Source organism: Streptomyces sp. A18, from assembly GCF_059026065.1.
The window spans coordinates 16,512-39,101 of record NZ_JBWLKL010000055.1; the positions used below are offsets into that span (position 1 = coordinate 16,512).

The following is a 22,590-nucleotide window of genomic DNA, read 5'->3' on the forward strand; positions in this document are numbered from 1 at the left end:
GTCCGCATCCGGGGCCCCTGTCCAAGCTGCTTGAGGCTCACGGCCGTTGGAGGGCCGCACACCATGTCAATCCTCTTCGAGTGCGAGTACGAGGGCGAGCGGTACGCGGGCTTCGCCCGGCCGGTGCCCGGCCAAGACCTGACCCTCCACAAGGTGTCCGACGGCCAGGTGCAGGCGGCGATCGTCGCCGCGGGCAGTGCCCGGGAGGCCGTCGAGGCGCTCATCCGGGACACCGACGCGATCACGGTCGACGGCGGCACACCGCTGCGCCAGCTGCCGCCGCTGCTGCCGACCGCCAGCAACAACGCCCTGGTGAGCGGCTTCATGCGGACGCACAAGTCCAAGTACGAGGACGAGCCCACCGACGAGACCGAGTTCGTGGCCCCCCACTGGTTCTTCAAGGGCTTCGGCGACTGGCTGCGGATGCCGGGCGAGACACTGACGGTGCCGGCGAAGGCGGTGGCCCTGATCGAGGAGCCGGAGGTAGCCCTCGTCTACGTCAACGATGAGGCGGGCACGCCGCACTACGCGGGCTACACCTTCGGCAACGACCTGTGCGACATCGGTCTGCATCGGCAGAACCCGGGCTGGAACCCGTACTGCAAGCTGTGCGACACCTCCATCGCCCCGTGGCTGTTCCTGGACGAGCCGCCGCGGACGGTGACCGGCACGACCCTCATCGAGCGCGACGGCGTCGCGGCCTGGGAGGGCACCTTCGACTGCGGGGCGGACGCCCTGTACTTCAAGGTCCAGGACATGGCGGACAACCTCTTCGAGTACCCGGCCCTGCGCCGCCCCGGGCTCGTCAACTACGTCCTGCTCGGCGCCGACGAGGCCAGCTTCCACGACGGCTACCGGATCGCCGACGGGGACCGGATCACGATCGACGTGAAGAGCCACGACGTCGCCTTCACCAACCTCGTCCGCTTCGGCGGCACGCACGGCACGGAGTAACTCCACCTGCCTCCCGCCAGGGGGCACTACGCGAGGGGTCACCGTCCCATGAGTACCGAGGACTTGGCCAGGCCGTCGGGCTCCGCCACCGCGACCGTCCCGCCCCGTGCGGCGGCGGTTCCCGGCGCGCCGCACGTCGCCCTGGGCGGCGGCAGGCTTCCGACGCTCACCGGCCTCCGTTTTCCCGCGGCTCTGCTGGTGTTCCTCTTCCACGCCGCGCTGCCGCTCCAGGACATGCGGCTGTTCGCCGACGACGGTGTGGCGGACGGGTTCTACGCCCTGGCCGCGCAGGCGGGCGGCCTCGGCGTCACCTTCTTCTTCGTCCTCAGCGGCTTCATCCTGACCTGGTCGGCCCGCGACGGCGATCCCGCGCGGGCCTTCTGGCGGCGCCGGTACGCCAAGATCGTGCCGGTCTATCTGGTGACGTGGCTGCTCGCGCTGCTGCTCGTCGACCGCTCAAGGACCGAGGTGTGGCAGGGGGCCACCACCCTGTTCATGGTGCAGTCGTGGGTGCCGGACGTGACCACCAACTTCGCGGTGAACAATCCGGGCTGGTCGCTGTCCACGGAGGCGTTCTTCTATCTCTGCTTCCCCGCGCTCTGTCCGCTCGCCAAGCGGATCCCGGCGCACCGTCTGAAGTACTGGCTCACGGGGACCGTCGCCGCCATCGCGCTCACCCCGCTGATCACGTACGCACTGATTCCGCTCGGCACCGAGGTGGTGCCCAACGAGCCGGGGAACTCGGCGAACTACTTCTGGTTCGCGTACATCTTCCCGCCCATGCGGCTGCTCGACTTCGTGCTCGGCATCCTCGTGGCGCGGGCGGTGATGACGGGCCGCTGGCGCGACATCGGCATGTTCTGGTCCGGTGTGCTGCTCGCCGCGTCGTACGCCCTCGCCTCCTTCGTCCCGCTCCTGTACGGCATGCGCGTGATGTGCGTCGTCCCGGCCGCGCTGCTCGTGGCGGCCGGGGCGCTCGCGGACACGAAGGGGCGGCGCAGCGTGTTCAGCCGGCCCGCGGCCGTCTGGCTCGGCGAGGTCTCCTTCGCCTTCTACCTGGTGCATTACACGGTCCTGACCCTCGTCTGTGAGCTTCTCGGCGAGCGGATGCTCGGCACCCCGGCAGGGACAGCGCTGCTGGCCGGGGAGATCGCGGTGTCGCTGCTGATCTCCTGGGCGCTGTACGCGTGGGTGGAGCGCCCCCTCACCCGCCGATGGTCGAAGTCCCGAAAAGCCGCCCCCCGCACGCCCGTCGTATGAGCCACGTCACGTAGCGGCGGGGACCCCTCGGCCCCGCCCCCGAGTTGGTGCTTAAGCCCGCTCCCGCCCTCACGCCGCCCCGCTCCCCCGAAGGAAGGTCGAAGATGACAGCGGCCACCGAATCCGCTCCGGTCACCCCCGGCGTCCCGTTTCTCGACGTCATCGATCCCGCGTTCCGCTTCGAGAACCTTGAAGTCACCGATGCGCGGGAGCGGCACTGGTATGCGAACACCCCGCTCGGACGGCTCGTCCTGCGCCACGCGGAGGCGAACGACATCGTCCGGGACCCCCGTATGACCCATGACGGCCCCGGTTTCATGAAGCAGAACGGCATCACCGAAGGCCCGGTCTATGACTGGTTCGTGGGCGCGCTGGTCAACCAGGACGGTGCCCACCACCGCCGCCTCAAGTCCCTGGTGAACAAGGCGTTCACGCCGCGCATGGTGAACGGCCTGCGCCCCGTCATCCGGGAGACCGCAGAGCGCCTCGCCGGTGAGCTGGCCGCGGACGGCGGCCCCTGTGACTTCTACGCGGACTTCGCCGACCGGCTGCCGCTCGCGGTGATGACCGAGCTCCTCGGCGTACCCGCCAAGGACTTCCCCACCTTCGGCACCTGGAGTTCCGACATCGGCCTCGTCTTCAGCCTGGCCGCCGGGGGCGACATTCCGGCGCGCGTCGAGGCGGCCGTGACCGGGCTCTACGACTACGTGGACGCGCTGATGGCCGAGAAGGCCGGGAACCCGGCCGACGACCTGATCTCCGCCCTGGTCGCGGTGCGCACCGCCGATGGCGATGTGACCCCGGACGAGCTGCGCAACCTCGTCGTCACCATGGTCTTCGCGGCCCATGACACGACCCGTCTGCAACTGGCCAACGCGATGGTGACCTTCGCCGAGCACCCCGACCAGTGGCGCCTGCTGGGCGAGCGCCCGGAGCTCGCCCAGCAGGCGGTCGAGGAGGTGATGCGCTGGCGCCCGTCGTCGAACGCCGTGTTCCGGCATGTCACCGAGGACCTGGAGTTCCGGGGCGAGCGCTTCGCCCGCGACACCATGTTCCTGATCGGCGTGCAGGCCGTGCAGCGCGATCCGCTGGCCTATCCCGGCGGCGGGGTGTTCGACATCTCGGTGCCCCGCACGACGCAGGTGCTGCAGTTCGGCGGCGGCCCGCACTACTGCCTGGGGGCGCCGCTTGCCCGTATGGAGCTGGCCGAGGCGCTGCCCGCCCTCGCCACGAAGCTGGCCGCTCCGACGCTCGCGGGCGAGGTCACGTGGCGGCCCGCCGTCGGCATCACCGGACCCAACGAGCTGCCGCTGCGGTTCGGCTGAGACGGCCGGCCGGCGAAGGAGCCCTGGGCAGTGAACTGGCCGCCACCATCTAGGAGTTGGGACATCAAGTGGCACTCGTCGGGCCCGCGTCGACTCCGATGGAGCGCACGCTCGGGCCGCGCCTGGGCGCGCGGGGCGGCGCCGTGCGCTCGGTGCACCTCGACGGCGGCGGGCTGCTCTCCCCCGGCGGCCAGGTGCACACCGGCGAACCTTCCGCCGCGCACCATGCGCGCCCTGCGGGCCGTGATCGCCAGGCCCGTGCCGTGGGACGAAGCCACCATCGGTTTCAAGACCGCGCCCGGCTGATTCGCGCCAAGTGCCCCGGATCCCGGCTCCGAGGGACCGAATACCGGCCTCAGCCAGTTGGTTCCGTTCGCGCGACACCGTCCCGCCGCCGTCTGCCCCCCGTAAGTTGACCGCTCGTCAGGCCTCAGGAGGTCTCATGACCACGGCTCCAGCGAAGCGGACAGGACTCGTCCTGTTCCTGCTGGCCTTCTCACAGTTCATCATCAGCGTCGACTACAACATCGTGTACGTGGCTCTGCCGGACATCGGTGAGTCCATGGACTTCTCCGCGCAGTCCTTGCAGTGGGTCGTCTCCGCGTACGCGGTCTCCTTCGGCGGTCTGCTCCTGTTCGGCGGCCGGGCGGTGGACCGGATCGGGGCGCGCCGCCTCTTCATGGCCGGTCTGGTCTTCTACGCGGTGTCCTCGCTCGTGGGCGGGCTCGCCACCACCCAGAGCGTCCTGATCGGGGCCCGTCTGGTGCAGGGCGTCGGCGGTGCGCTGCTCTTCCCTGCCGTGCTCGCACTGATCGCCACGTCCTTCGACGGCCCCCTGCGCACCAGGGCGTTCGCCGTGTGGGGTGCGGCCGGGTCACTCGGCCTCGCGGCCGGCGCCCTGCTCGGCGGCGTGCTGACCGATCTGGCGTCCTGGCGCTGGGTGTTCTTCATCAACATCCCGCTCGCCCTGATCGTGCTCATCCCCGCCCCGAAGGCGGTACGTCCCGACGGGCGGGCCAACCTCTCCGTGGGCGGCTTCGACCTGCCCGCCGCGATCCTCGCGACCGTCGGCGTCTCCTCGATCGTGACCGGTCTGGTGACCGGGCCCGAGGAGGGCTGGACGCACACGCTTCCCCTCGGCGCGCTGATCCTGGGCGCGGTGCTGCTCGCCGCGTTCTTCGTCACCGAGGCCAGGACCCGTGAGCCCCTCATGCCGCTGCGGCTGTTGCGGAACCGTCCGCTTGTCGTGTCCGTCGCTGTGCTGCTGGTCTTCCAGACCGCGCTGGCGGCCGGGTACTACGTCTTCACGACGTACGTACAACCCGTGCTCGGCTACAGCGCCATCGAGGCCGGTCTCGCCTTCCTTCCGCTGACCCTGGCATCCATGATCGGCTCCGGGAAGCTGGCGCCGAAGTTCATGCACCGCTACGGCATGCGCGTCACCCTGTCCACCGGCATGATCGTCAACGGTGTCGGCATCGGCCTGACCGCGCTCGCCATGACCACCGGCGGCTCCTTCTACGCCCTGCTGCCCGGCTCGGTGATCTGGGGCATCGGCGGCGGCCTCGTCTTCGTGTCGGTCTTCGCCTCCGCGGGCTCCGGCGTGGGCGACGACGAGCAGGGGGTGGCCAGCGCCATGGCCTCCACCGCCCAGCAGGTCGGCGGCGCCGTCGGCCTCGCCGTCCTGGTCGCGGTCGCCAACTCCACCTTCACCGGCACCTACGCCACCGCCGCCGCAGCCGACATCGTCAGCGGCCTGCGCCTGGCCGGGCTCATCGGCGCGGGCCTCCTCGTCCTCGGCGGCTTCCTCGCCCTGGCCCTGAAGAAGGACGCTCCGGCGAGGCAGGAGGAGCCGGCCAACCTGCTCCCGGCCCCGGCCTGCGGCTCGGCGGACAGCTGCGCGGCACTGCAGAAGCAGAGCGCGTCCTCGGCACCGACGTGCGGGACGGCGGACAAGGAGCCCGCGGCGGCGGGTGTGAACGGCTGAACTTGTCCCCGCTGTTGAGTCTGCCCGGCGATTCGTGTCCGTCCAGCGGTTGAGGGCGAGCCCGCAGGGTGAGCCGCGGGGCGATCCGCGGCGCCACGGACGGCGGGTCGGATCGGGACGGTTCGGATCGAAGTGACAAGGAGCCGCCGACATGACGGTAAGCATCAAGGTCTGGTCCCACCCCGCGCACCCCTACGCGCTCGCCGCGGCGGGCCGGCGCCGCATCGAGGGCGTGCCGTCAGTGGCGTCAGGCCCCGCGGGGGCGGGCGTACAGCGTGGGAGCAGCCGATGGTGACGGCCGATTCGTCCGCCTGGCGGCAACAGATCATCCTGACCTGGCGGGTGAACAGCGCCGTCGACCGTGCGCTGCTTCGCCGCCATGGCGTCGGCCTCTCCGACTTCCTCACGCTCAGCGCCCTGGAGGACGCGGGCGGCGGGCCGCTGCGCGTCATGGAACTGGCCGACGCCATCGGGGTGTCGCCCTCGACCATGAGCCGCATGCTCGGGCGCCTGGAGATCGACGCGATGGTGGTGCGGCGCATCGGCACGGACGACCGCCGCACCTCCTACGCGGTGCTCACCAAGACCGGCGTCCAGAAGCTGCGGGAGGCGACGCTGACCTTCGGCAACGAGGTGAACGCGGTGCTCCGGCGCACCGCGACGGGACGCGAGGCGGTCGGCTACCCCATCTGACGTGCCATTGTGGCAAGTTGCCACAGTAAGGTGCATAGACCCGCACAACTCCCTTTCCTCACCATACGTTGCGTAATCTCGGCGGCGGATCAGGCCGCCGCGGCGCGGCCGCGGCGGGACACGCTCACCCGAGGGAGTTCACTCCATGGCAGTGATGCGCCGGGAGGCCATGAGTTCCGCCGACGCGTGGACGGATCCCGGCCGGCTGTGCCGCTACCGGGACCGGGTCGCCTGCGAACGCCGTCGGCTGCGCGACGCGTTCGCCGACCCCGTCCGGGCCCAGGAGCATGTCCTGGCCGACCTGCTGCGGTTCAACTCCGGTACGGAGTACGGGCAGAAGCACCGGTTCCGGCGCCTGCGCACCCTGGCCGACTTCCGCGCGGCCGTGCCCGTGCAGACCTACGCCGACCTGGAGCCGTGGATCGAGCGCAGCGCGGCCGGTGAGCGCGGCGTGCTGACCGCGGACCACCCCGAGTGGTTCGTCAGCAGCGGCGGCAGCACCGGGCCGCGCAAGCGGATCCCGGTGACACAGCGCTTTCTGCACACCACGTTCCTGCCCTTCTCCTACGCGACGTGGGCCCCGCTCGTCGAGCATTTCCCCGAGGCCGTCGAGCGCCCCGACGCGGTGCTCAACCTCAACCCGGAACCACCGGCCGGCGAACCCGGCACGGGCGCGCCCTGGGCGGTGCCGGGTTCGGCGGTGGCGGCGGACGCGCCTTTGGAGCGGATGTATCTGCGGCTGCGCCTCGCGGTGGAGAGCGATGTGCGCTGTGTCGTCGCCGCCGACCCGGCGCTGGTGGCGTCGCTCCCCTACCAGCTGGGCCTGTGGTGGCCGCGGATCGTCGAGGAGGTCCGCGGCGGCACTCTCCACGGGTTGCCCCACCGCAGGCCGAACCCGCGGCGCGCGCGGCGCCTGGAGGAGCTCGCCGAGCGGTTCGGCACGGTCCGCCCGGCCCACGTATGGCCCCGTATCCGGGCCCTGTCCTGCTGGACCACCGGGCCTGCCGCGCTCCAACTCACGCGGCTGCGCGAGGAGTTCGGCGCCGGGGTGAGCGTGCTGCCCGCCCCGCTCGCGTCGGCCGAGGGCCCGGTGACCGTGGCCCTGGACCGGCATCCCACCGCGGGAAGTCTGGTGGTGACCGCCGCGGTGTACGAGTTCGCCGACGCGGACGCCGACCTGTGCGCGGGCGCCCAGACCCTTCAGCCGCACGAACTGCAGCCGGGCCGCGACTACCACGTGGTGTTCAGCCACGTCGGGGGCCTGTACCGGTACGCGGCCGGGGACGTCGTACGGGTCCTCGACCACGTCGACGGCGTGCCTCGCCTGGAGTACGCGGGGCGCGGGGAGCGCTCCGACCACGCCGGGGAGCGGTTGCGCGAGGCGCAGGTGCTCAGGGCGCTGACCCGGGCCCTGGGCGCGGGCGGCCTTGAGGCGCGTGGCGTGGCGTGCCGTGTGTCGGTGTCCCAACAGGGCACCGCGGCCTACGAGTTCGCCCTCGCTCCGGCCACCCCGTGGAGCCCGGACGAGCGCGACCGCTTCCCCGCACGGCTCGACCGGGCGCTGCGCGACGAGTCGGCCGACTACTGCCGGGCCCGCACCGGGGGGCGGCTCGCCTCGCCGTCGCTCGCTCTGCTCGACGCGGATGCCTTCGTGCGCGACTGGCATCGGCGCGTGGCCGGAGGTGTGCGTCCCTCGGCGGCCAAGGACCGGGTCTTTCGCCAGGACCCCGGCGACTGGACCCGTCTGACGGGACTTCAGGAGCACGGCCCGGCGTACGGCGGCCCGAATGACGGGCCCGCCACAGACGGCATCCCCGCGCAGGGCCGGGCGGAAGAGGTGGCTGCCCCGCCCGCCACAGGCGGCAAGTCCGCTCAGAGCCCGGCCGAGGGGCCGCTGTGGCCACCGCGGTGATCGTCGGGGGCAGCGTCGCCGGACTGGCCTGCGCCGTCGCCCTGTCCGGGGCCGGCACCTGAACGCGGTCGACGACGGTCCGCGCCCACCGGACCGGGCGGCATTGGTGCACCGCGTCCAGGAGGCGACGGGCACGGCGCCGGCTGCCGGCGGGGGCACCCAACCGCACCGCCCCTCCCGCCGCCCCTCGTGGACCGGGAACCTCAGTCCCACGTACCCGACCCCCGCCCTGGCGAAGAGGGGCGGCACCCCCGAATGACCACACCACCGCCGCGCACCACACCCCCCGGGACGGGACCGGAACCCGGTTCCCGGAGGTGCGCGGTCGAACGAGGAGAAGCGCGATGCCCGACCCGACTGTGACTCCGCTCGTGACCCACCCTGCCCTGTGCGCGGCCCTGCCCGAGCCGGATCTCGTCCGCCTCGGGCATCACGGCGCCATCGACGTGGTCCGCCGCGTCCTGCGCCTCGCGGGGCGTGACACGGCCACCGTGCGGATCAGCTCGTACGACTTCACCGACCCGTTCTGGCTGCTGCGCGCGGGGGAACTCGACGTGATCCTCACCGAGTTCGGGGAACGCGAACCGGATCTGGTCACCAGCAGGGTGCTCGCCCAGGACCCCCGGGCCGCCCTCGTCGGCGCGGACCATCCGCTCGCCCGGTGTATGTCGGTGTCGGTCGAGGACCTGGCCGACTACGCGGTCTTCGGCCACCCCGCCCTGTTCCCGGCCGACGTGTGGGACGAGATGGTGCCCCGGCACACCCCGTCCGGGCGGCCCCTGCGCCGTGCGCACCACTTCACGTCCGTACCGCAGATGCTGCGGCTGGTGCGGGCGGGCGCCGCGGTGCATCTGTCGGTGCAGTCCCTGTCCGGCGTCGCGCCCGACGGGGTGAGTGTGGTGCCGGCGCACGACCTGCCGCCCGCCGTCGTGAAGCTCACCTGGCGGCGCGGCGACGTCCCCGCGCATGTGCTGGAGTTCATCACCGCGGCGGAGGCGGGCGCGGCGCAGTGAGCCCGCGCGGCGGGGCCCAGGTCTCCCGCGCGAAGGTCAGGCCGCGGTCCAGCCCCCGTCGACGGGCATCGCGGCACCCGTGACGAAGGAGGCACGGTCGCTGCAGAGCCAGGCGGCGGCCTGTGCCACTTCCTTGGGGTCGGCGATCCGCTTCTGGGTGGACCGGGCGATGAACTCCTCCTCGAGGTGGGGTGCCTCGTCCAGGACGTCCGCGATGAGGTCGGTACGGGTGCTTCCGACCACCAGCGCGTTGACGCGGATCCCCTGTTGGCCGTACTCGTCGGCGGCGGCTCTGGTCAGCCCGATCACCGCGTGCTTGGCGGCGATATAGGGAGCCGTCGCCCCCGTCGCCAGGACACCGGCGACGCTCGCGGTGTTGACGATGGAACCCGCCTTGCCCGATGCGAGCATCGCGGGGATCTGATGCTTGAGGCAGTTCCAGACGCCACGCAGATTGATGTCGATGATCCGGTCGAACAGTGCGTCGTCCGTCTCGTGCAGAGGCGTACCCGCCGTCGCCCACCCCGCGTTGTTGAAGGCGCCGTCGAGGCCGCCGTACGTCTCCACGGTCTCCTTGACGACGCGTGCCACGGCCGCGGGATCCGAGACATCTCCCGGCGCCGGCAACGCCGAGCCACCCGCCGAGACGATCTCTTCCGCCAGCTTCTGGAGCCGTTCCTCACGCCGCGCCATGAGGACGACCTGCGCGCCCTCGGCGGCGAACAGTCGTGCGGCAGCCGCTCCGATGCCGCTGGACGCCCCCGTGATCATGATGGTCGACCCTTGCAGCAACAAGCCTTTGTCCCCGCCCCGTTCCAACACCACAGCCCCCTTCATCTCGTTGAACCCTGTCACGTCAGTCAACTACGGCCAAGGCACTGCGGTCTGACGGAACGTCTGATGTCAGAAGCCAGACGTCAGCGAAACTGGTCGGCCTGCCGTCCCACCCAGTCGGCGAAGCTGTTCGGCGCGCGGCCGGTGACCGACCTGACTCCGTCGGCCACCGAGGCCTTGGCCCCTGCCCGCTGCCGTTCGGCACTCTCCGCCACAGCGCCTGCGAACGCCTCCGGGTAGCGCCGCCGCCACCATTCCCGGGCCTCCCCGACCGTCAGCTCCTCGAACCTCAGCGGGCGGCCCAGCTCCCCCGCGAGTATGTCGGCCTGCTCCCGCGCCGTGAGCGCCGCGGGCCCCGTGAGCGCGTAGCTCCGGCCGAAGTGCCCTGGCTCGGTCAGAGTGTGGGCGGCCACCTCCGCCACGTCGGAGGGGTCCACACACGAGTTGGGAGACGAGCCGTAGACCGCGCGCACCACGCCCTGCGCGCGGATCGACGGTGCCCACTCAAGCGCCTTCGACATGAACGCGCGCGACCGCAGCAGGGTCCACTCCATGCTGCTGGCGCGCACCATGTCCTCGCACGCACGCTGCCAACGGGTGATCAGGTCCTGCGCATCGGGGTCGGTGACCGCCAGCGCCGACAGCTTGACGACATGGCGTACGCCCGAGGCGCGCGCGGCCTCGAGGGCGACCTCGTCGTGGTCGGGAGAGAGCGGATCGGAGGTGATCAGCATGAGCGCGTCGGCGCCCGCGAAGGCACGCCGCATCGCACGCCGGTCGGCGAAGTCCGCGCGGACCTTGCAGCCCGGAATGCCGGTGCGCTGCGCGGCCTCGGGGTCCCGAGTGATCACCTGCACGTGGTGCCGGGGCGCCAGGTGCCGCACGACGCGGCACCCGATCGTGCCCGTGGCTCCCGTGACCGCGATCCTCAGCGGCCGTACGCTCCCGCCCCTGGAACCGTCCGGCAGCGTCTGTGTGGTCGTACATGACTCACACAAGCCTGACTTCCCATCTGCCGGGGTCGAGGTCGAGGGACGCGGCAGCCTCGGGCGTGGCGACCCCGGGCAACAGCAACCGCCACATGTTCACCACGCGCTGCGGCAGCGTGTCCCACGCACCCGCCACGTGGGCGGATTGCTGCGTACCAGTCATGGCGCCGACCAAGAACTCGGCGACCACCGCCGGCTCCACGTCCGCAGCCAACTCACCTCTGTCACGGGCTGTTTCCAACCAGTCCGTGAAGAGCCGCTCCCAGTCCTTGAACGACGTGTCGTGGGCGATGCCGTGTACCCGCTGCTCCACGGCCAGCCGTACCGCTGCCCGCATTAACGGGTTCTCGTTCAGTTCGTGTGCCCAGACGAAGGAGAGGTCCAGCAGTCGTTGCAACCCGTCGGACTGCAACTTCGGAACCATGATGTCCGGTTGGGCAAGGATGATGGCCTTGGCGAGGTGCACTTTGTTGTCGAAGTGGAAGTACATCGCCCCGAGCGTCACTCCCGCCCGCTGCGTGATGTCCCTCATGCTGGCGCCCCTGTACCCGAGTTCATCGAACGCCTCGGCCGCGCCACGCAGGATGTCGCCCCGCGTCTTCAGGGCGCGCTCCTGTTTTGGTTCCGCCATCCAGCACCCCGCCTCTCTACGTTACGAAAACGAACGGCCGCTATTTTTCAGATCTTACTCCTCGGCGCACTAGGTGCCACCCCCATACAGCCGGTAAAGGCCTTCCCCCTCCCGCGCCCACCCGCCCCTGCCCGTGGGTGTAAGTCGGCCAAGTCGGGCCGCGGTCCTCGGCCTTGCTCAAGCCCAGTCACCGCCGAGTCTCGGCCAAGTCGCCGCCCCGCGGAGCCTGCGCGTCCCCTTCGGCGGCACGCGGCACACGCCCCCCGAGCTGCCGTTCCGGGCCCAACACCCTGCATGGACTCACTCTCAAGCCGCTCTGGTGGCCAGTTCGAGCGAACGTCGGGCTTCAGTCAGGCCTCGACAACAAAAAGAACACTCGTTATGTTGCCGTCAAGGGCGCATCAGCGCCATCTGTGCACGGCGAAGAGTCCTCTCTACCCGCGCAACGGGGGTCACGCATGCCTGTCGTCATCCAGCACAATCCTGCCCCATTTGAGTCGAAAGTCCCGCCGAGCCATGTGCACAAAAGGGACTCACAGGAGGTGTTTCTCACTCAGTGGGAGGAGCTGCGCGCCAACACGTTCCTCGTGTCCGCACGGTGGCCCGCGGGCCACCGCTTCTACACCGGAACAGGGGATCTGCACGATCCCCTGTTGTTCGCCGAGACCGTGCGTCAGTGCTTCCCGCTGCTGTCGCACTGCGGCTACGACATGCCGTTCGGGCACCACTTGATATGGCAGTACCTGAGTTACGAGATCGTGCCGTCCACGATGGGCGTCACCGAGGAGCCCGCCGAACTCGATCTGTACATCACGTGCTCGGACATCCGGCGCCGCAGGGGCCAGCTCGCCGCACTGACGCTCCACGTCATCGCGTTGCGCGACGGTGTCCATCTGGGCACTGCGCAGGCTCGTTTCTCATGCCACGCGCCCTCGGTGTACCGACGCCTGCGCGGGGTGCACTCGGATCTCGAGAAGGCCGTCGCCGCGGCGGGGCCGCCGTCCAGCCCGGTTCCGCCCAGCTCGGTGGCGCGTGCGAGCGCCAAGGACGTGGTGCTCTCGCCGACAGGGCACCACGATCGCTGGCTGCTTCGCACCGACACCTCGCATCCCATCCTGTTCGACCACCCGGTGGATCATGCGCCGGGGATGCTGCTCCTGGAGGCCGCCCGGCAAGCGGCACACGCCAAGTGCGGCAAGGAGTACCTCTACCCCGTCAGGTTCGAGTCGACCTTCATGCAGTTCTCGGAGTTCGACTCGCCCTGCTGTGTCACGGCCCGGTCGGCGGCGGCCTACGGCGACACCCCGCACCGCGTACAGGTGCTGGCGACGCAGGGCGGCGAGACCACCTTCACCAGCGTGATCACCGCGATCGAGGCTCACGCCCCGGCAGTCTGATCACGCGGAACACACGGGGGCTGTCGGAGCCTTGGGCCCCGACAGCCCCTCGGCCGCTCCCCCGACACCACGCGCGACAGGCGGCCGAAGCCCGTGCGGAAGGGGCCGGGTTCCACGATGACGACGTGGATGCCGAGGTGGGCGAGTTCGGCGGCCGGAGGCACGCACGACCCCGGTCGGCCCCGGGCCCGGCGGCACACCGTTCGGAGCCCCTGGCCAGAACCCCGCCCCCGCCCGCTAACGCACCCTCAGTTCCGCCCGCCGTACCTCGGCGGAGAGCAGTCCCACGATGGCCGCGCCCGCGCTGATCCCCGCGCCGACGAGGAACATCGGCGTCACACCGACCGCCCCGGCGGCCAGGCCGAAGAGCGGGAAGACCAGCGGGGCGAGGCCGACATGGGACAGCGCGAGGACCGCGGCGACGCGGCCCTGGTACGAGGCGGCCGTGTTGTGCTGGATCAGCGCCACGGAAAGGCCCCCGCACACCCCGCCCACCAGTCCCGCGAAGCCCGCGACCGCCGCCGCTCCGGCCACGGTCGGCAGCAGCCCGATGGCACCGATCGCGAGGGAGGCCACGACCATCGCGCCGACCTGGACAAGCCCGGCGCGCCGTATCCGCCCGGCGAGGGACAGGCCGATGGCGCCCAGTCCCGCCCCGATCGCGAACGCGCCGAGTATCCAGCCGATTCCGGTGGCCCCGAAGCCCCGCTCCTTGGTCAGCAGGAACACGCCCATCTGGAGCGGCGGCATGAACCCGACCTCGCTCAACGCCGTGGCGAGCACCAGGGGGCCGACGACCCGGTGCCGCCTGATGTAGCGCAGCCCGTCGGTCAAGTCGTGCCCGGGCGTGGTGGGTTCAGCAGCTGCCCCGCTCGGCGGCAGCGGCGCTATGCGTACTGAGACCAGGAGGACCAGGGAGATCGCGAACAGCACCCCGGCCAGCGCGAAGGCGGCCTCGCCGTGGTGGGCGAGCGCGAACCCGGCCATGGGCGGCCCCACGGCCTTGCCGATCCGGATCGCCAGCTGCCGCATGCCGACGAGGCGGACGATCTCGTCGGGGCCGGTGAGCCGGGGCGGCAGCGCGCCCACGGCCGGCATGAAGAGTGCGTCGACCACTCCGAAGACCAGCGCCACCACGATCAGCAGCCACAGCTGCGGGGTGCTGAGCCACAGCAGGACGGCGACCGCGAGGATCACCGCGGCCCGCAGGGCGTCGGAGCCGATGACGACCTTACGCGGATCGAACCGGTCGGCGATCACACCGCCGACGAGCATCAGCAGGGCCCTGGGTACGGCGCCGAGCGCGAGGACGATGCCGACCTGTGCGGGGCCCGCGAGCTGGGCGGCGGCCCAGCCGAGGGCGAGGAAGTAGACGCTGTCGCCCACGATCGAGGCGAAGTACGCGGTGAGCCAGCGCAGCACATTGGTGTCGCGGTGCGCGGGCCGCGAGGCGGGCTCCGCGGTCGCGGTCGTCGTCGCGTCGGCGACGGCGAGGGCGCCGCCGGGCCCGGCGGGCGGCACGGAGCGGCCGGTTTCGACGGGACCGGCTCTGTCTGCTGGTCCGGCTCTGTCGGTGTCAGTCACAATCCCGGATCTTCACGTCAAAGTCATATCTGGGCAAGGGCTTTCGTGAGGTGCACCTCGCGCGGTCCGCACCCGCGGGACACATATCCCGCGGGGTGCGAACCGGCCATCGGTCAGGTCAGCGGATCAGTTCGTGCTCACGCTGCGGGTTCGGCGCGGGGGCGCGCACATTGGCCGCCGGGTCGCGGTCGAGTTTCGCGCCCTCGACGTCGAGGTTCGGCAGCAGCCTGTCGAGCCACTTCGGCAGCCACCACGCCTTGGTGCCGAGGAGGGCGAACAGGGCGGGGACGATGGCCATGCGGACCACGAAGGCGTCGAAGAGCACCGCGGACGCGAGGGCGAAGCCCATCATCTTGATGAGGTCGTTGTCCTCCGCGATGAACCCGGAGAAGACGCTGATCATGATGATGGCGGCCGCGGAGACCACCCGGCCGCCGTAGTGGAAGCCGGCGACGACCGCCTCACCGGCGGTGGCGCCGTGGACGTACGCCTCCCGCATGCGGCTGACCAGGAACACCTCGTAGTCCATGGCAAGTCCGAAGACCACGCCGATCATGAGGATGGGCAGGGTACTCATGACCGGGTTGGGCTGTTCGACGCCGAAGACGTCCGCGAGCCAGCCCTTCTGGAAGACCGCGACGACCGCGCCGAGTGCCGCGCCGACCGAGAGCATGAAGCCCAGTGCGGCCTTGAACGGGACCAGGAGGGACCGGAAGACCAGCATCAGGAGCAGGAAGGCCAGGCCCACGACCAGACCGAGATAGGGCAGGAGTGCCTCGTCCAGGGTTTGGGAGAAGTCGATGAACAGGGCCGTCTGACCCGTGATCAGGATCTCGGATCCGGTGTCGGCCTCCATGCCGCCGGCCAGCTTGCGCAAGGAGCGGACCAGCTCCTCGGTGGCACCTTCGTTGGGACCGCTGGTCGGTACGACATTGAAGATCGCGGTGTCGCCCGCCTTGTTGGCGGCGGCCGGGGCCACGGAGACCACGCCGTCCTGGTCGGCGAACCGCTCGCCGACGGCCTTCGCGGCGGCCGCGGCCTTGTCGGACTCGACGGTGACCATCAGCGGGCCGTTGAAGCCGTCGCCGAAGGACGCCGACAGCATGTCGTACGCCTTGCGCTGGGTGGTGTCGGTGGCCATCGTGCCTTCGCCCGGCAGACCCAGCTCGAGGTCGGCGGCGGGCAGGGCCACGACACCGAGGCCGATGACGCCGACCAGCAGGACGGCCACCGGGTGACGCAGGACGTAACGGGCCCAGCGCGTACCGAGGTTGGACTGCTCCTTGCCCTGCTTGGGCGCCTGCTTGGCGGCGCGCTTGGCCGCCTTGCGCTCCTGACGGGCCGACAGGGGCTTGGTCCGGAAGGCGGCGCGGTCACGGCGGCGCAGGACGCGGACCGGGGCGAAGCCGAGCAGCGCGGGCACCAGGGTGATCGCGATGAGGACCGCGATGGCGACGGTTCCGGCGGCGGCCAGGCCCATCTTGGTGAGGACGGGGATGTTCACCACGCTCAGACCGGCGAGCGCGACGATGACGGTGAGTCCGGCGAAGACGACGGCGGAGCCCGCGGTGCCGACCGCCCGGCCCGCTGCCTCCTGGCGGTCGTGCCCCTCCATCATCTCCGAGCGGTAGCGGGAGACGATGAACAGCGCGTAGTCGATGCCGACGGCGAGGCCGAGCATCATGGCCAGGTTCGAGGTGGTAGCGGAGAGACCGAGGGTGCTGCCGAGGGCGGTGATGGCGCTGATGCCCGCGCCGACGCCGACGAGGGCGGTCAGCAGCGGCATGCCCGCAGCGATCAGGGAGCCGAAGGTCATGAGCAGGACGACCGCTGAGATCAGCACGCCGATCTGCTCGCCGGTGCCGCCCATGGCGACATCGATCTTCACGGCGTCGCCGCCGGCCTCCACGGTCAGACCTGCGTCGCGGCCCGACTGCAGGGTCTCGTCCAGCGCGTCGTGCTCTTTGTCGGCGAGTTCGGTGGCGGCCACCTCGTACGTGGCCACGGCGTAGGCGGTGGTGCCGTCCTTGCTGACCGCGGCGCTGGTGAACGGGTCGGTGACCCGGGAGACCTTCGGGCCCTTGGCCAGGTCGGCGACGAGGTCGGCGACTTCGGCCTTGTGTTCGGACGTGGTGATCCGCTCGCCCTCGGGGGCGCGGACGACGACCCGGGCGCTGGCTCCTTCGGCGCCGGCGGCGGGGAACTTCTCTTCCAGGAGGTCGAAGGCCTTCTGCGATTCGGTTCCCGGCATGGAGAAGGTGTCGGCGGGGGGTGTGGGGGCGGAGGAGGCCGCGAAGGCGGCTCCGAAGAGGACCAGCAGCCACAGCAGTGCTGTCAGGCCTCGCCTCCGGAAGGTGAAACGGCCCAGTTTATAGAGCAACGTCGCCATGGTGGGGGGCTCCCGTCGGGATCGAATGACACCAAGACCCGGGCAGATTAACAAACCGCGCACGCGGTTTGGTTACCGGACGGCACTTCTCCGCCATCCCGCAGGCGCCCCTGCGCGCTCCAGAGCGGTGGAAACCAGCACATCAGAAGCTTTACAGGGCGGACTTGAGCCGCAGTGGAACGCAGGTCGACCCGCAGGTCCGGGGAGCACCGGCGAGCATCAAGCAGACCGTAAGGCTTGACTTGAAAACCGCCGAGGTGGTTTCTTTAGTACGCCGACGTCAGCCTGACGCCGGCCCGACGTCCGATGCACCGATCGGGCGCCGGGCAAACGTGACTCAGATGTCCTCCGGAGTCGGGTCGTCCGAAATCGCGCTGTCCGGTGCCGAGTTGACCGATGTCGAGTTGCCCGACGCCGGGCTGACCGATGCCGAGCCGCTCGAAGTCGTGGCGCCCCTCGCCGAGTCGGGTTTCGTGTAGAGGACCTCGCGCGCCTGATCCGCGGCGCGCGCGAGGCTCTCGCTGACGAAGTCGAGGAAGCGGGCGATGCCTTCGAGGCGAGTGGCGGCTTGGGTGCCGGGACCGAGGACTCCGACGCCCTGCCGCGCGGTCTCGACGACGTGAGCGGTGGACCGGGCGCTGGCCATCATCGACTGATACCAGATGTCGTCGTCGACGATGTAGCGCTCACGACGGCGTTCGTCGCGTTCGCGGCGGACGAAGCCCTGGCTCTCCAGAAACGCGATCGCCTTGGAGATGGACGGCGGACTGACCTGGAGGCGCTCGACGAGCTCGGAGGCGGTGAGGCTCCCGGAGTCGGTGATAGTGAGGCAGACCATCACGCGGGACATCATCTTGGGCATCCCCGAGCCCATCATGACGGTGGTGAACAGCTCCTCGAACTCGCGCACGGCCTCGGCGTCCCGGCCGTGGGCTGTCGGAGGGGCCTTGAGATCGCGGGGCGTGGACTGCCGACGGCGGTGGGCGCGGTGTTCGGTGGCGCGGTGGGCGAGGTCGGCGCGGTAGGCGGTGGGGCCGCCGTTGCGCATCACCTCGCGCGTGATCGTCGAGGTCGGACGGTCGAGGCGTCTGGCGATCTCCGCATAGGCGAGCCCGTCGGCCAGGCCGAGCGCGATCTCCTGGCGTTCCTGCTGAGTGAGTCTGCCTCCCGGCATCGCGGTCTCCTTCGTGGTCCGTGGTGCCCCGACTATAGCGTTCATCGTCAACTCATTGCAACGCAACGCACTGCTTGCGTTGCGTTAGTCGCCAGTCCACTGCAACGATTAAACGGCTCTGAGCTGGAATAATGTCTGTTGCGCGCAACTTCGCTGTTGCCATAACCGCGAATGCAACTTAGCGTTTCCATCATCAGAAACAGCGGGCCGCAGGGCACGCAACAGAGAAGAAGGAGCGCATCATGCAGAAGTTCGACACCCCCGCCCCGGTCTCCGCCGTCGTCGACATCGCCGCGGGCAGCATCCGGATCATCGCCGCCGACCGCGCCGACACCACGGTCGAGGTCCTGCCCGCGAACGCGTCCAAGGGCCGCGACGTGAAGGCGGCCGAGGAGGCCACCGTCGAGTACGGCGCCGACGGCGTCCTGCGGATCAACGCCGCACCGGCGAAGAACCAGATCCTCGGGGCCTCTGGAGTCATCGAGGTGACCGTCCAGTTGCCCGCGGGATCGGACATCGTGGCCAAGGCGGCCAGCGGCGAGATCCGCGGCGTCGGACAGCTCGGCGACGTCAACTTCGAGGGCGCGGAGGGCTCGGTCAAGCTCGACGAGACCGCGAGCGCCCGCCTCAGTCTCCAGTCCGGTGACATCTCGGTCGGCCGCCTGGGCGGTCCGGCGGAGATCAGCACCCAGAAGGGCGCCCTGCAGATCGCCGAAGCCGTCAAGGGCAAGGTCACGCTGCGCACCGAGCACGGCGACATCTCGGTCGGCGCCGCACAGGGTGTCTCCGCGCACCTGGACGCCGGCACCAGCTACGGCCGGATCAACAACACCCTCCAGAACACCGACGGCGCCGCCGCCGGCCTGCAGATCCACGCGACCACCGCTTACGGCGACATCACCGCACGCAGTCTCTGACCCCCAGCTTCTGACCGAAGCCTCCGAGGAGCACCAACATGACGAATCTGGCCATCGCGGCGAACGGGCTGCGCAAGTCCTACGGCGACAAGGTCGTGCTCGACGGCGTCGACATCACCGTCCCCGAAGGAACGATCTTCGCTCTGCTCGGCCCGAACGGGGCCGGCAAGACCACCGCCGTGAAGATCCTCTCGACCCTCGTGACCGCCGACGCCGGCACCATCCGCATCGACGGACACGACCTGGCCGCCGACCCGCAGGCCGTCCGGTCCGCGATCGGCGTGACGGGGCAGTTCTCCGCCGTCGACGGCCTGATCACCGGCGAGGAGAACATGCTCCTCATGGCCGACCTGCACCGCCTCCCCAAGCAGGAAGGCCGCCGCGTCGCCGCCGAACTCCTGGAGCGCTTCGACCTGGTGGAGGCCTCCAAGAAGCCCGCCCAGAGCTACTCCGGCGGCATGAAGCGCCGCCTGGACATCGCCATGACCCTGGTCGGCAACCCCCGGATCATCTTCCTCGACGAACCCACCACCGGCCTGGACCCCCGCTCCCGGCACAACATGTGGGGCATCATCCGCGAACTCGTCAACGGCGGCGTCACCGTCTTCCTCACCACCCAGTACCTGGAAGAGGCCGACGAACTCGCCGACCGCATCGCGGTGCTGAACGACGGCAAGATCGCCGCCGAAGGCACGGCGGAAGAGCTCAAGCGCCTCATCCCGGGCGGACACGTGCGTCTCCGCTTCTCCGACCCGCTCGCGTACCAGTCCGCGATCCTCGCCCTTCCCGAGGTCGTCCGCGACGACGAGTCCCTCTCCCTGCAGATCCCCAGCGACGGCACCCAGCGCGAACTGCGCGCCATTCTTGACCAGTTGGACACAGCGGGCATCGAGGCCGACGAACTGACCGTGCACACTCCCGACCTCGACGACGTCTTCTTCGCCCTCACTGGTGGTACCACCGGCACCACCGTGCCCAGCCAGCCCAAGGAGGCTGTCCGATGAGCTCCCTCTCCCTCGCCGTCCGCGACTCGAACACCATGCTGCGCCGCAACCTCCTGCACGCGCGCCGCTACCCATCGCTGACCCTGCAACTGCTGCTCACGCCGGTGATGCTGCTGCTGCTCTTCGTCTACATCTTCGGCGACACCATGAGCGGGGGCGCCGGCCGCGACGCCTACATCGCCTACATCGTCCCCGGCATCCTGCTGATGACCATCGGCTCCACCACGATCGGCACCGCGGTCTCCGTCTCCACCGACATGAACGAGGGCATCACCGCCCGCTTCCGCACGATGGCCATCCACCGCGGGTCCGTGCTCTTCGGACATGTCGCGGGAAGCGTCCTCCAGGCGATCCTGAGCGTGGTGCTCGTCGGCGCCGTGGGCGTCGCCATGGGCTTTCGCTCCACCGATGCCAGTGTCCTGGAGTGGATCGCGGCCTTCGGCCTGCTCGCCCTGGTCTCCCTCGCCTTCACCTGGATCGCGGTCGGGATGGGCATGGGCAGCCCGAACGCCGAGGCCGCCGCCAACAGCGCACAGCCCCTGATCCTCCTGCCACTGATCTCCAGCGCCTTCGTCCCGCTTCAGAGCATGCCGGGCTGGTTCCAGCCGATCGCCGAGTACCAGCCCTTCACCCCGGCCATCGAAACCCTGCGCGGACTGCTCCTCGGCACCGAGATCGGCAACAACGGCTGGATCGCCCTGGCCTGGTGCGTGGGCCTGACCATCCTCGGCTACCGCTGGTCCAGCGCACAGTTCAACCGCGACCCCAAGTAACCCAAGACGTGCGGGACGCCAACCCCCGGCTCGTCCCGCCCAGTGGCGGCGCACCCCGACACCCGTCGGCGTGCGCCGCCACATTCTTGTGCCGTCGGTCGGTCGGCCGGTTCCGTCCGTCGGTTCCGTAGTCGGCTGCGAGGAGGACTTGAGCGGTCATTGAGCGCGGGCGCCCATGCTGCCTGGCGAGGCTGAACCAGGATCGGCGGACGGACAGATCATGCTGATGGCGAACGACGAGTTGACCGCGCACAGCCCCGTGCCGCAGCAGAGCGGCGGCGACGTACCCGACCCGCACCACCACCGGTATGCCGCGCGCACCGCGGGCATGACCGCCTCGGAGATCCGGGCGCTGTTCGCGGTAGCCAGCAGGCCGGAGGTGGTCTCGCTGGCCGGGGGTATGCCGAACCTGGCCGCGCTGCCGCTCGGCGCTCTCTCGACGCAGGTCGCGCAGATCATCGCGGAGGACGGCCTGACGGCCCTGCAGTACGCCTCGGCGCACGGCCTGCCCCCGCTGCGGGAACAGATCTGCGACGTGATGGCCCTGGAGGGCATCACCGCGCACCCGGACGACGTCGTGGTGACGGTCGGCTCGCAGATGGGCCTCGACCTGGTGACGCGGCTGTTCTGCGACCCGGGTGACGTGGTGGTGGCCGAAGGTCCCTCCTATGTCGGCGCGTTGGGTTCCTTCGCCGCGTACCAGGCACAGGTCATGCACGTGGCGATGGACGAGCACGGCCTGGTCCCGGAGGCACTGCGGGCGGCACTGCGGCAGGCCAGGATCACCGGGCAGCGCGTGAAGCTGCTCTACACGATCCCGAACTTCCACAACCCGGCCGGTGTGACACTGGCGGTCGAACGACGGGCGGAGATCCTGGAGATCTGTCGCACGTACGACGTCCTGGTGGTCGAGGACAATCCGTACGGCCTGCTCGGCTTCGACGGCCAGACCTACCCGGCGCTGCACTCGCTCGATCCCGACAACGTGGTGTACCTGGGCTCATTCTCCAAGACGTTCGCCTCCGGTCTGCGGGTCGGCTGGGTCCTGGCGCCGCGCGCGGTGCGGGAGAAGCTGATCCTCGCCACGGAATCGGCGACGCTGTGCCCGCCCACGCTGAACCAGATGATCGTCTCGCGCTACCTGGCCACGTATGACTGGCAGAGCCAGATCAAGACGTTCCAGCAGACATATCGGGAGCGCCGCGACGCGATGCTGTCGGCGCTCGAGCAGTACCTGCCGCCGGGCTGTACGTGGACGAAGCCGGACGGCGGCTTCTACGTGTGGGTGACCGTGCCGGAGGGCGTGGACACCAAGGCGATGCTGCCGCGCGCGGTCTCGGCCCGGGTGGCGTACGCGTCGGGTACGGGGTTCCACACGGACGGCTCCGGCAGCCGCCAGATGCGGCTGTCCTACTGCTATCCGACGCCGGAGCGAATCCGCGAGGGCGTGCGCCGGCTGGCCACGGTGCTGGACTCCGAGCTGGACCTCGCGCGCATCTTCGGCGGCAGGTTCGGCCAGATGCAGGTGCCCTCGCTGTAGTGTCCGCAGCCGCGCGGCTGCGGACACTACAGCGAGGGCGGGGTTCAGCCGGCGACGGTCCAGGTGTCGCCGCCGGCGAGGAGTGCGGCGAGGTCGCCCTTGCCGTTCTGCTCGATGGCGGTGTCGAGTTGGTCGGTCATGAGGGTGTCGTAGACGGGGCGTTCGATGTCGCGGAAGACGCCGATGGGGGTGTGGTGCAGGGTGTCGGGGTCGG

The 22,590-nt window shown here is 70.3% G+C and carries 19 protein-coding genes and 1 pseudogene; 13 read left to right on the forward strand and 7 right to left on the reverse strand.

What is annotated here, in order from left to right:
- The first annotated feature begins 63 nt into the window (after positions 1–63).
- The 8 genes from AC5P1C_RS39945 to AC5P1C_RS39980 all read left to right on the forward strand — a co-directional run bounded on the left by AC5P1C_RS39945 (position 64) and on the right by AC5P1C_RS39980 (position 9,144).
- Positions 64–954 carry a fumarylacetoacetate (FAA) hydrolase gene (locus tag AC5P1C_RS39945; protein WP_493870899.1) on the forward strand — a complete coding sequence of 297 codons (891 nt, stop codon included), beginning with the start codon at positions 64–66 and terminating at the stop codon, positions 952–954.
- Positions 955–1,002: 48 nt separating this feature from the next.
- On the forward strand, positions 1,003–2,214 hold the full coding sequence (locus AC5P1C_RS39950) for an acyltransferase family protein (protein WP_493870900.1): 1,212 nt from the start codon (positions 1,003–1,005) through the stop codon (positions 2,212–2,214).
- Positions 2,215–2,318: 104 nt separating this feature from the next.
- The gene (locus AC5P1C_RS39955) at positions 2,319–3,539 is read left to right on the forward strand and encodes a cytochrome P450 (RefSeq protein WP_493870901.1); all 1,221 of its coding nucleotides are present in this window, start codon (positions 2,319–2,321) and stop codon (positions 3,537–3,539) included.
- Positions 3,540–3,981: 442 nt separating this feature from the next.
- Positions 3,982–5,526 (forward strand): MFS transporter, encoded by a 1,545-nt coding sequence (locus AC5P1C_RS39960; RefSeq protein ID WP_493870902.1) that lies wholly within the window; start codon positions 3,982–3,984, stop codon positions 5,524–5,526.
- Positions 5,527–5,677: 151 nt separating this feature from the next.
- A complete protein-coding gene (locus AC5P1C_RS39965; RefSeq protein ID WP_493870903.1) occupies positions 5,678–5,821 on the forward strand; it encodes a hypothetical protein in 144 nt (47 codons plus the stop codon).
- The gene (locus AC5P1C_RS39970; protein ID WP_493870904.1) at positions 5,815–6,219 is read left to right on the forward strand and encodes a MarR family winged helix-turn-helix transcriptional regulator; all 405 of its coding nucleotides are present in this window, start codon (positions 5,815–5,817) and stop codon (positions 6,217–6,219) included. The genes AC5P1C_RS39965 and AC5P1C_RS39970 overlap by 7 nt, the downstream gene beginning before the upstream one ends.
- Positions 6,220–6,388: 169 nt before the next feature.
- Positions 6,389–8,131: a GH3 family acyl-acid amido synthetase gene (locus AC5P1C_RS39975; protein ID WP_493870917.1), complete on the forward strand. Its 1,743-nt coding sequence runs from the start codon at positions 6,389–6,391 to the stop codon at positions 8,129–8,131.
- Positions 8,132–8,475: 344 nt separating this feature from the next.
- Positions 8,476–9,144, forward strand: a complete 669-nt coding sequence (locus tag AC5P1C_RS39980) for a LysR substrate-binding domain-containing protein (protein ID WP_493870905.1) — start codon at positions 8,476–8,478, stop codon at positions 9,142–9,144.
- A gap of 36 nt (positions 9,145–9,180) precedes the next feature.
- Here AC5P1C_RS39980 and AC5P1C_RS39985 read toward each other — a convergent pair whose 3' ends face one another.
- From AC5P1C_RS39985 to AC5P1C_RS39995, 3 genes are all read right to left on the reverse strand, one after another.
- A complete protein-coding gene (locus AC5P1C_RS39985; RefSeq protein ID WP_493870918.1) occupies positions 9,181–9,981 on the reverse strand; it encodes an SDR family NAD(P)-dependent oxidoreductase in 801 nt (266 codons plus the stop codon).
- Between the two features lie 80 nt (positions 9,982–10,061).
- On the reverse strand, positions 10,062–10,976 hold the full coding sequence (locus AC5P1C_RS39990; RefSeq protein WP_493870906.1) for an NAD(P)H-binding protein: 915 nt from the start codon (positions 10,974–10,976) through the stop codon (positions 10,062–10,064).
- The gene (locus AC5P1C_RS39995) at positions 10,969–11,598 is read right to left on the reverse strand and encodes a ScbR family autoregulator-binding transcription factor (protein WP_493870907.1); all 630 of its coding nucleotides are present in this window, start codon (positions 11,596–11,598) and stop codon (positions 10,969–10,971) included. The genes AC5P1C_RS39990 and AC5P1C_RS39995 overlap by 8 nt, the downstream gene beginning before the upstream one ends.
- Before the next feature lie 458 nt (positions 11,599–12,056).
- Between AC5P1C_RS39995 and AC5P1C_RS40000 the strand changes: the two genes are divergently transcribed.
- Positions 12,057–12,995: a ScbA/BarX family gamma-butyrolactone biosynthesis protein gene (locus AC5P1C_RS40000; protein ID WP_493870908.1), complete on the forward strand. Its 939-nt coding sequence runs from the start codon at positions 12,057–12,059 to the stop codon at positions 12,993–12,995.
- Between the two features lie 237 nt (positions 12,996–13,232).
- Here the strand turns inward: AC5P1C_RS40000 and AC5P1C_RS40005 are convergent, their stop codons facing one another.
- The 3 genes from AC5P1C_RS40005 to AC5P1C_RS40015 form a co-directional block, all read right to left on the reverse strand.
- Positions 13,233–14,579 carry an MFS transporter gene (locus AC5P1C_RS40005; protein ID WP_493870909.1) on the reverse strand — a complete coding sequence of 449 codons (1,347 nt, stop codon included), beginning with the start codon at positions 14,577–14,579 and terminating at the stop codon, positions 13,233–13,235.
- Positions 14,580–14,697: 118 nt separating this feature from the next.
- Positions 14,698–16,968 carry an MMPL family transporter gene (locus AC5P1C_RS40010; RefSeq protein ID WP_493870910.1) on the reverse strand — a complete coding sequence of 757 codons (2,271 nt, stop codon included), beginning with the start codon at positions 16,966–16,968 and terminating at the stop codon, positions 14,698–14,700.
- 337 nt (positions 16,969–17,305) lie between these two features.
- Positions 17,306–18,142: a GbsR/MarR family transcriptional regulator gene (locus AC5P1C_RS40015; protein ID WP_493870911.1), complete on the reverse strand. Its 837-nt coding sequence runs from the start codon at positions 18,140–18,142 to the stop codon at positions 17,306–17,308.
- Between the two features lie 242 nt (positions 18,143–18,384).
- Here AC5P1C_RS40015 and AC5P1C_RS40020 point away from each other — a divergent pair, with 242 nt between their 5' ends.
- From AC5P1C_RS40020 to AC5P1C_RS40035, 4 genes are all read left to right on the forward strand, one after another.
- Positions 18,385–19,059, forward strand: a complete 675-nt coding sequence (locus AC5P1C_RS40020; protein WP_493870912.1) for a DUF4097 family beta strand repeat-containing protein — start codon at positions 18,385–18,387, stop codon at positions 19,057–19,059.
- Between the two features lie 38 nt (positions 19,060–19,097).
- Positions 19,098–20,063: an ATP-binding cassette domain-containing protein gene (locus AC5P1C_RS40025; protein WP_493870913.1), complete on the forward strand. Its 966-nt coding sequence runs from the start codon at positions 19,098–19,100 to the stop codon at positions 20,061–20,063.
- A complete protein-coding gene (locus AC5P1C_RS40030; protein WP_493870914.1) occupies positions 20,060–20,836 on the forward strand; it encodes an ABC transporter permease in 777 nt (258 codons plus the stop codon). The genes AC5P1C_RS40025 and AC5P1C_RS40030 overlap by 4 nt, the downstream gene beginning before the upstream one ends.
- 220 nt (positions 20,837–21,056) lie before the next feature.
- Positions 21,057–22,376 carry an aminotransferase-like domain-containing protein gene (locus tag AC5P1C_RS40035; RefSeq protein ID WP_493870915.1) on the forward strand — a complete coding sequence of 440 codons (1,320 nt, stop codon included), beginning with the start codon at positions 21,057–21,059 and terminating at the stop codon, positions 22,374–22,376.
- A gap of 44 nt (positions 22,377–22,420) precedes the next feature.
- Here the strand turns inward: AC5P1C_RS40035 and AC5P1C_RS40040 are convergent.
- Positions 22,421–22,590: pseudogene (locus AC5P1C_RS40040) on the reverse strand (2-oxoacid:ferredoxin oxidoreductase subunit beta); the annotation flags it as partial.

Excerpts from the sequence above, each read along its gene's own strand:
- AC5P1C_RS39950 (WP_493870900.1), top strand. The coding sequence starts at position 1,003 with ATGAGTACCGAGGACTTGGCCAGGCCGTCGGGCTCCGCCACCGCGACC.
- AC5P1C_RS39985 (WP_493870918.1), bottom strand. The coding sequence starts at position 9,981 with ATGAAGGGGGCTGTGGTGTTGGAACGGGGCGGGGACAAAGGCTTGTTG.
- AC5P1C_RS39965 (WP_493870903.1), top strand. The coding sequence starts at position 5,678 with ATGACGGTAAGCATCAAGGTCTGGTCCCACCCCGCGCACCCCTACGCG.
- AC5P1C_RS40015 (WP_493870911.1), bottom strand. The coding sequence starts at position 18,142 with ATGCCGGGAGGCAGACTCACTCAGCAGGAACGCCAGGAGATCGCGCTC.
- AC5P1C_RS39995 (WP_493870907.1), bottom strand. The coding sequence starts at position 11,598 with ATGGCGGAACCAAAACAGGAGCGCGCCCTGAAGACGCGGGGCGACATC.
- AC5P1C_RS39960 (WP_493870902.1), top strand. The coding sequence starts at position 3,982 with ATGACCACGGCTCCAGCGAAGCGGACAGGACTCGTCCTGTTCCTGCTG.
- AC5P1C_RS40025 (WP_493870913.1), top strand. The coding sequence starts at position 19,098 with ATGACGAATCTGGCCATCGCGGCGAACGGGCTGCGCAAGTCCTACGGC.
- AC5P1C_RS39970 (WP_493870904.1), top strand. The coding sequence starts at position 5,815 with ATGGTGACGGCCGATTCGTCCGCCTGGCGGCAACAGATCATCCTGACC.
- AC5P1C_RS39945 (WP_493870899.1), top strand. The coding sequence starts at position 64 with ATGTCAATCCTCTTCGAGTGCGAGTACGAGGGCGAGCGGTACGCGGGC.
- AC5P1C_RS40000 (WP_493870908.1), top strand. The coding sequence starts at position 12,057 with ATGCCTGTCGTCATCCAGCACAATCCTGCCCCATTTGAGTCGAAAGTC.
- AC5P1C_RS40030 (WP_493870914.1), top strand. The coding sequence starts at position 20,060 with ATGAGCTCCCTCTCCCTCGCCGTCCGCGACTCGAACACCATGCTGCGC.
- AC5P1C_RS40035 (WP_493870915.1), top strand. The coding sequence starts at position 21,057 with ATGCTGATGGCGAACGACGAGTTGACCGCGCACAGCCCCGTGCCGCAG.
- AC5P1C_RS40020 (WP_493870912.1), top strand. The coding sequence starts at position 18,385 with ATGCAGAAGTTCGACACCCCCGCCCCGGTCTCCGCCGTCGTCGACATC.
- AC5P1C_RS39955 (WP_493870901.1), top strand. The coding sequence starts at position 2,319 with ATGACAGCGGCCACCGAATCCGCTCCGGTCACCCCCGGCGTCCCGTTT.
- AC5P1C_RS39980 (WP_493870905.1), top strand. The coding sequence starts at position 8,476 with ATGCCCGACCCGACTGTGACTCCGCTCGTGACCCACCCTGCCCTGTGC.
- AC5P1C_RS40010 (WP_493870910.1), bottom strand. The coding sequence starts at position 16,968 with ATGGCGACGTTGCTCTATAAACTGGGCCGTTTCACCTTCCGGAGGCGA.
- AC5P1C_RS39975 (WP_493870917.1), top strand. The coding sequence starts at position 6,389 with ATGAGTTCCGCCGACGCGTGGACGGATCCCGGCCGGCTGTGCCGCTAC.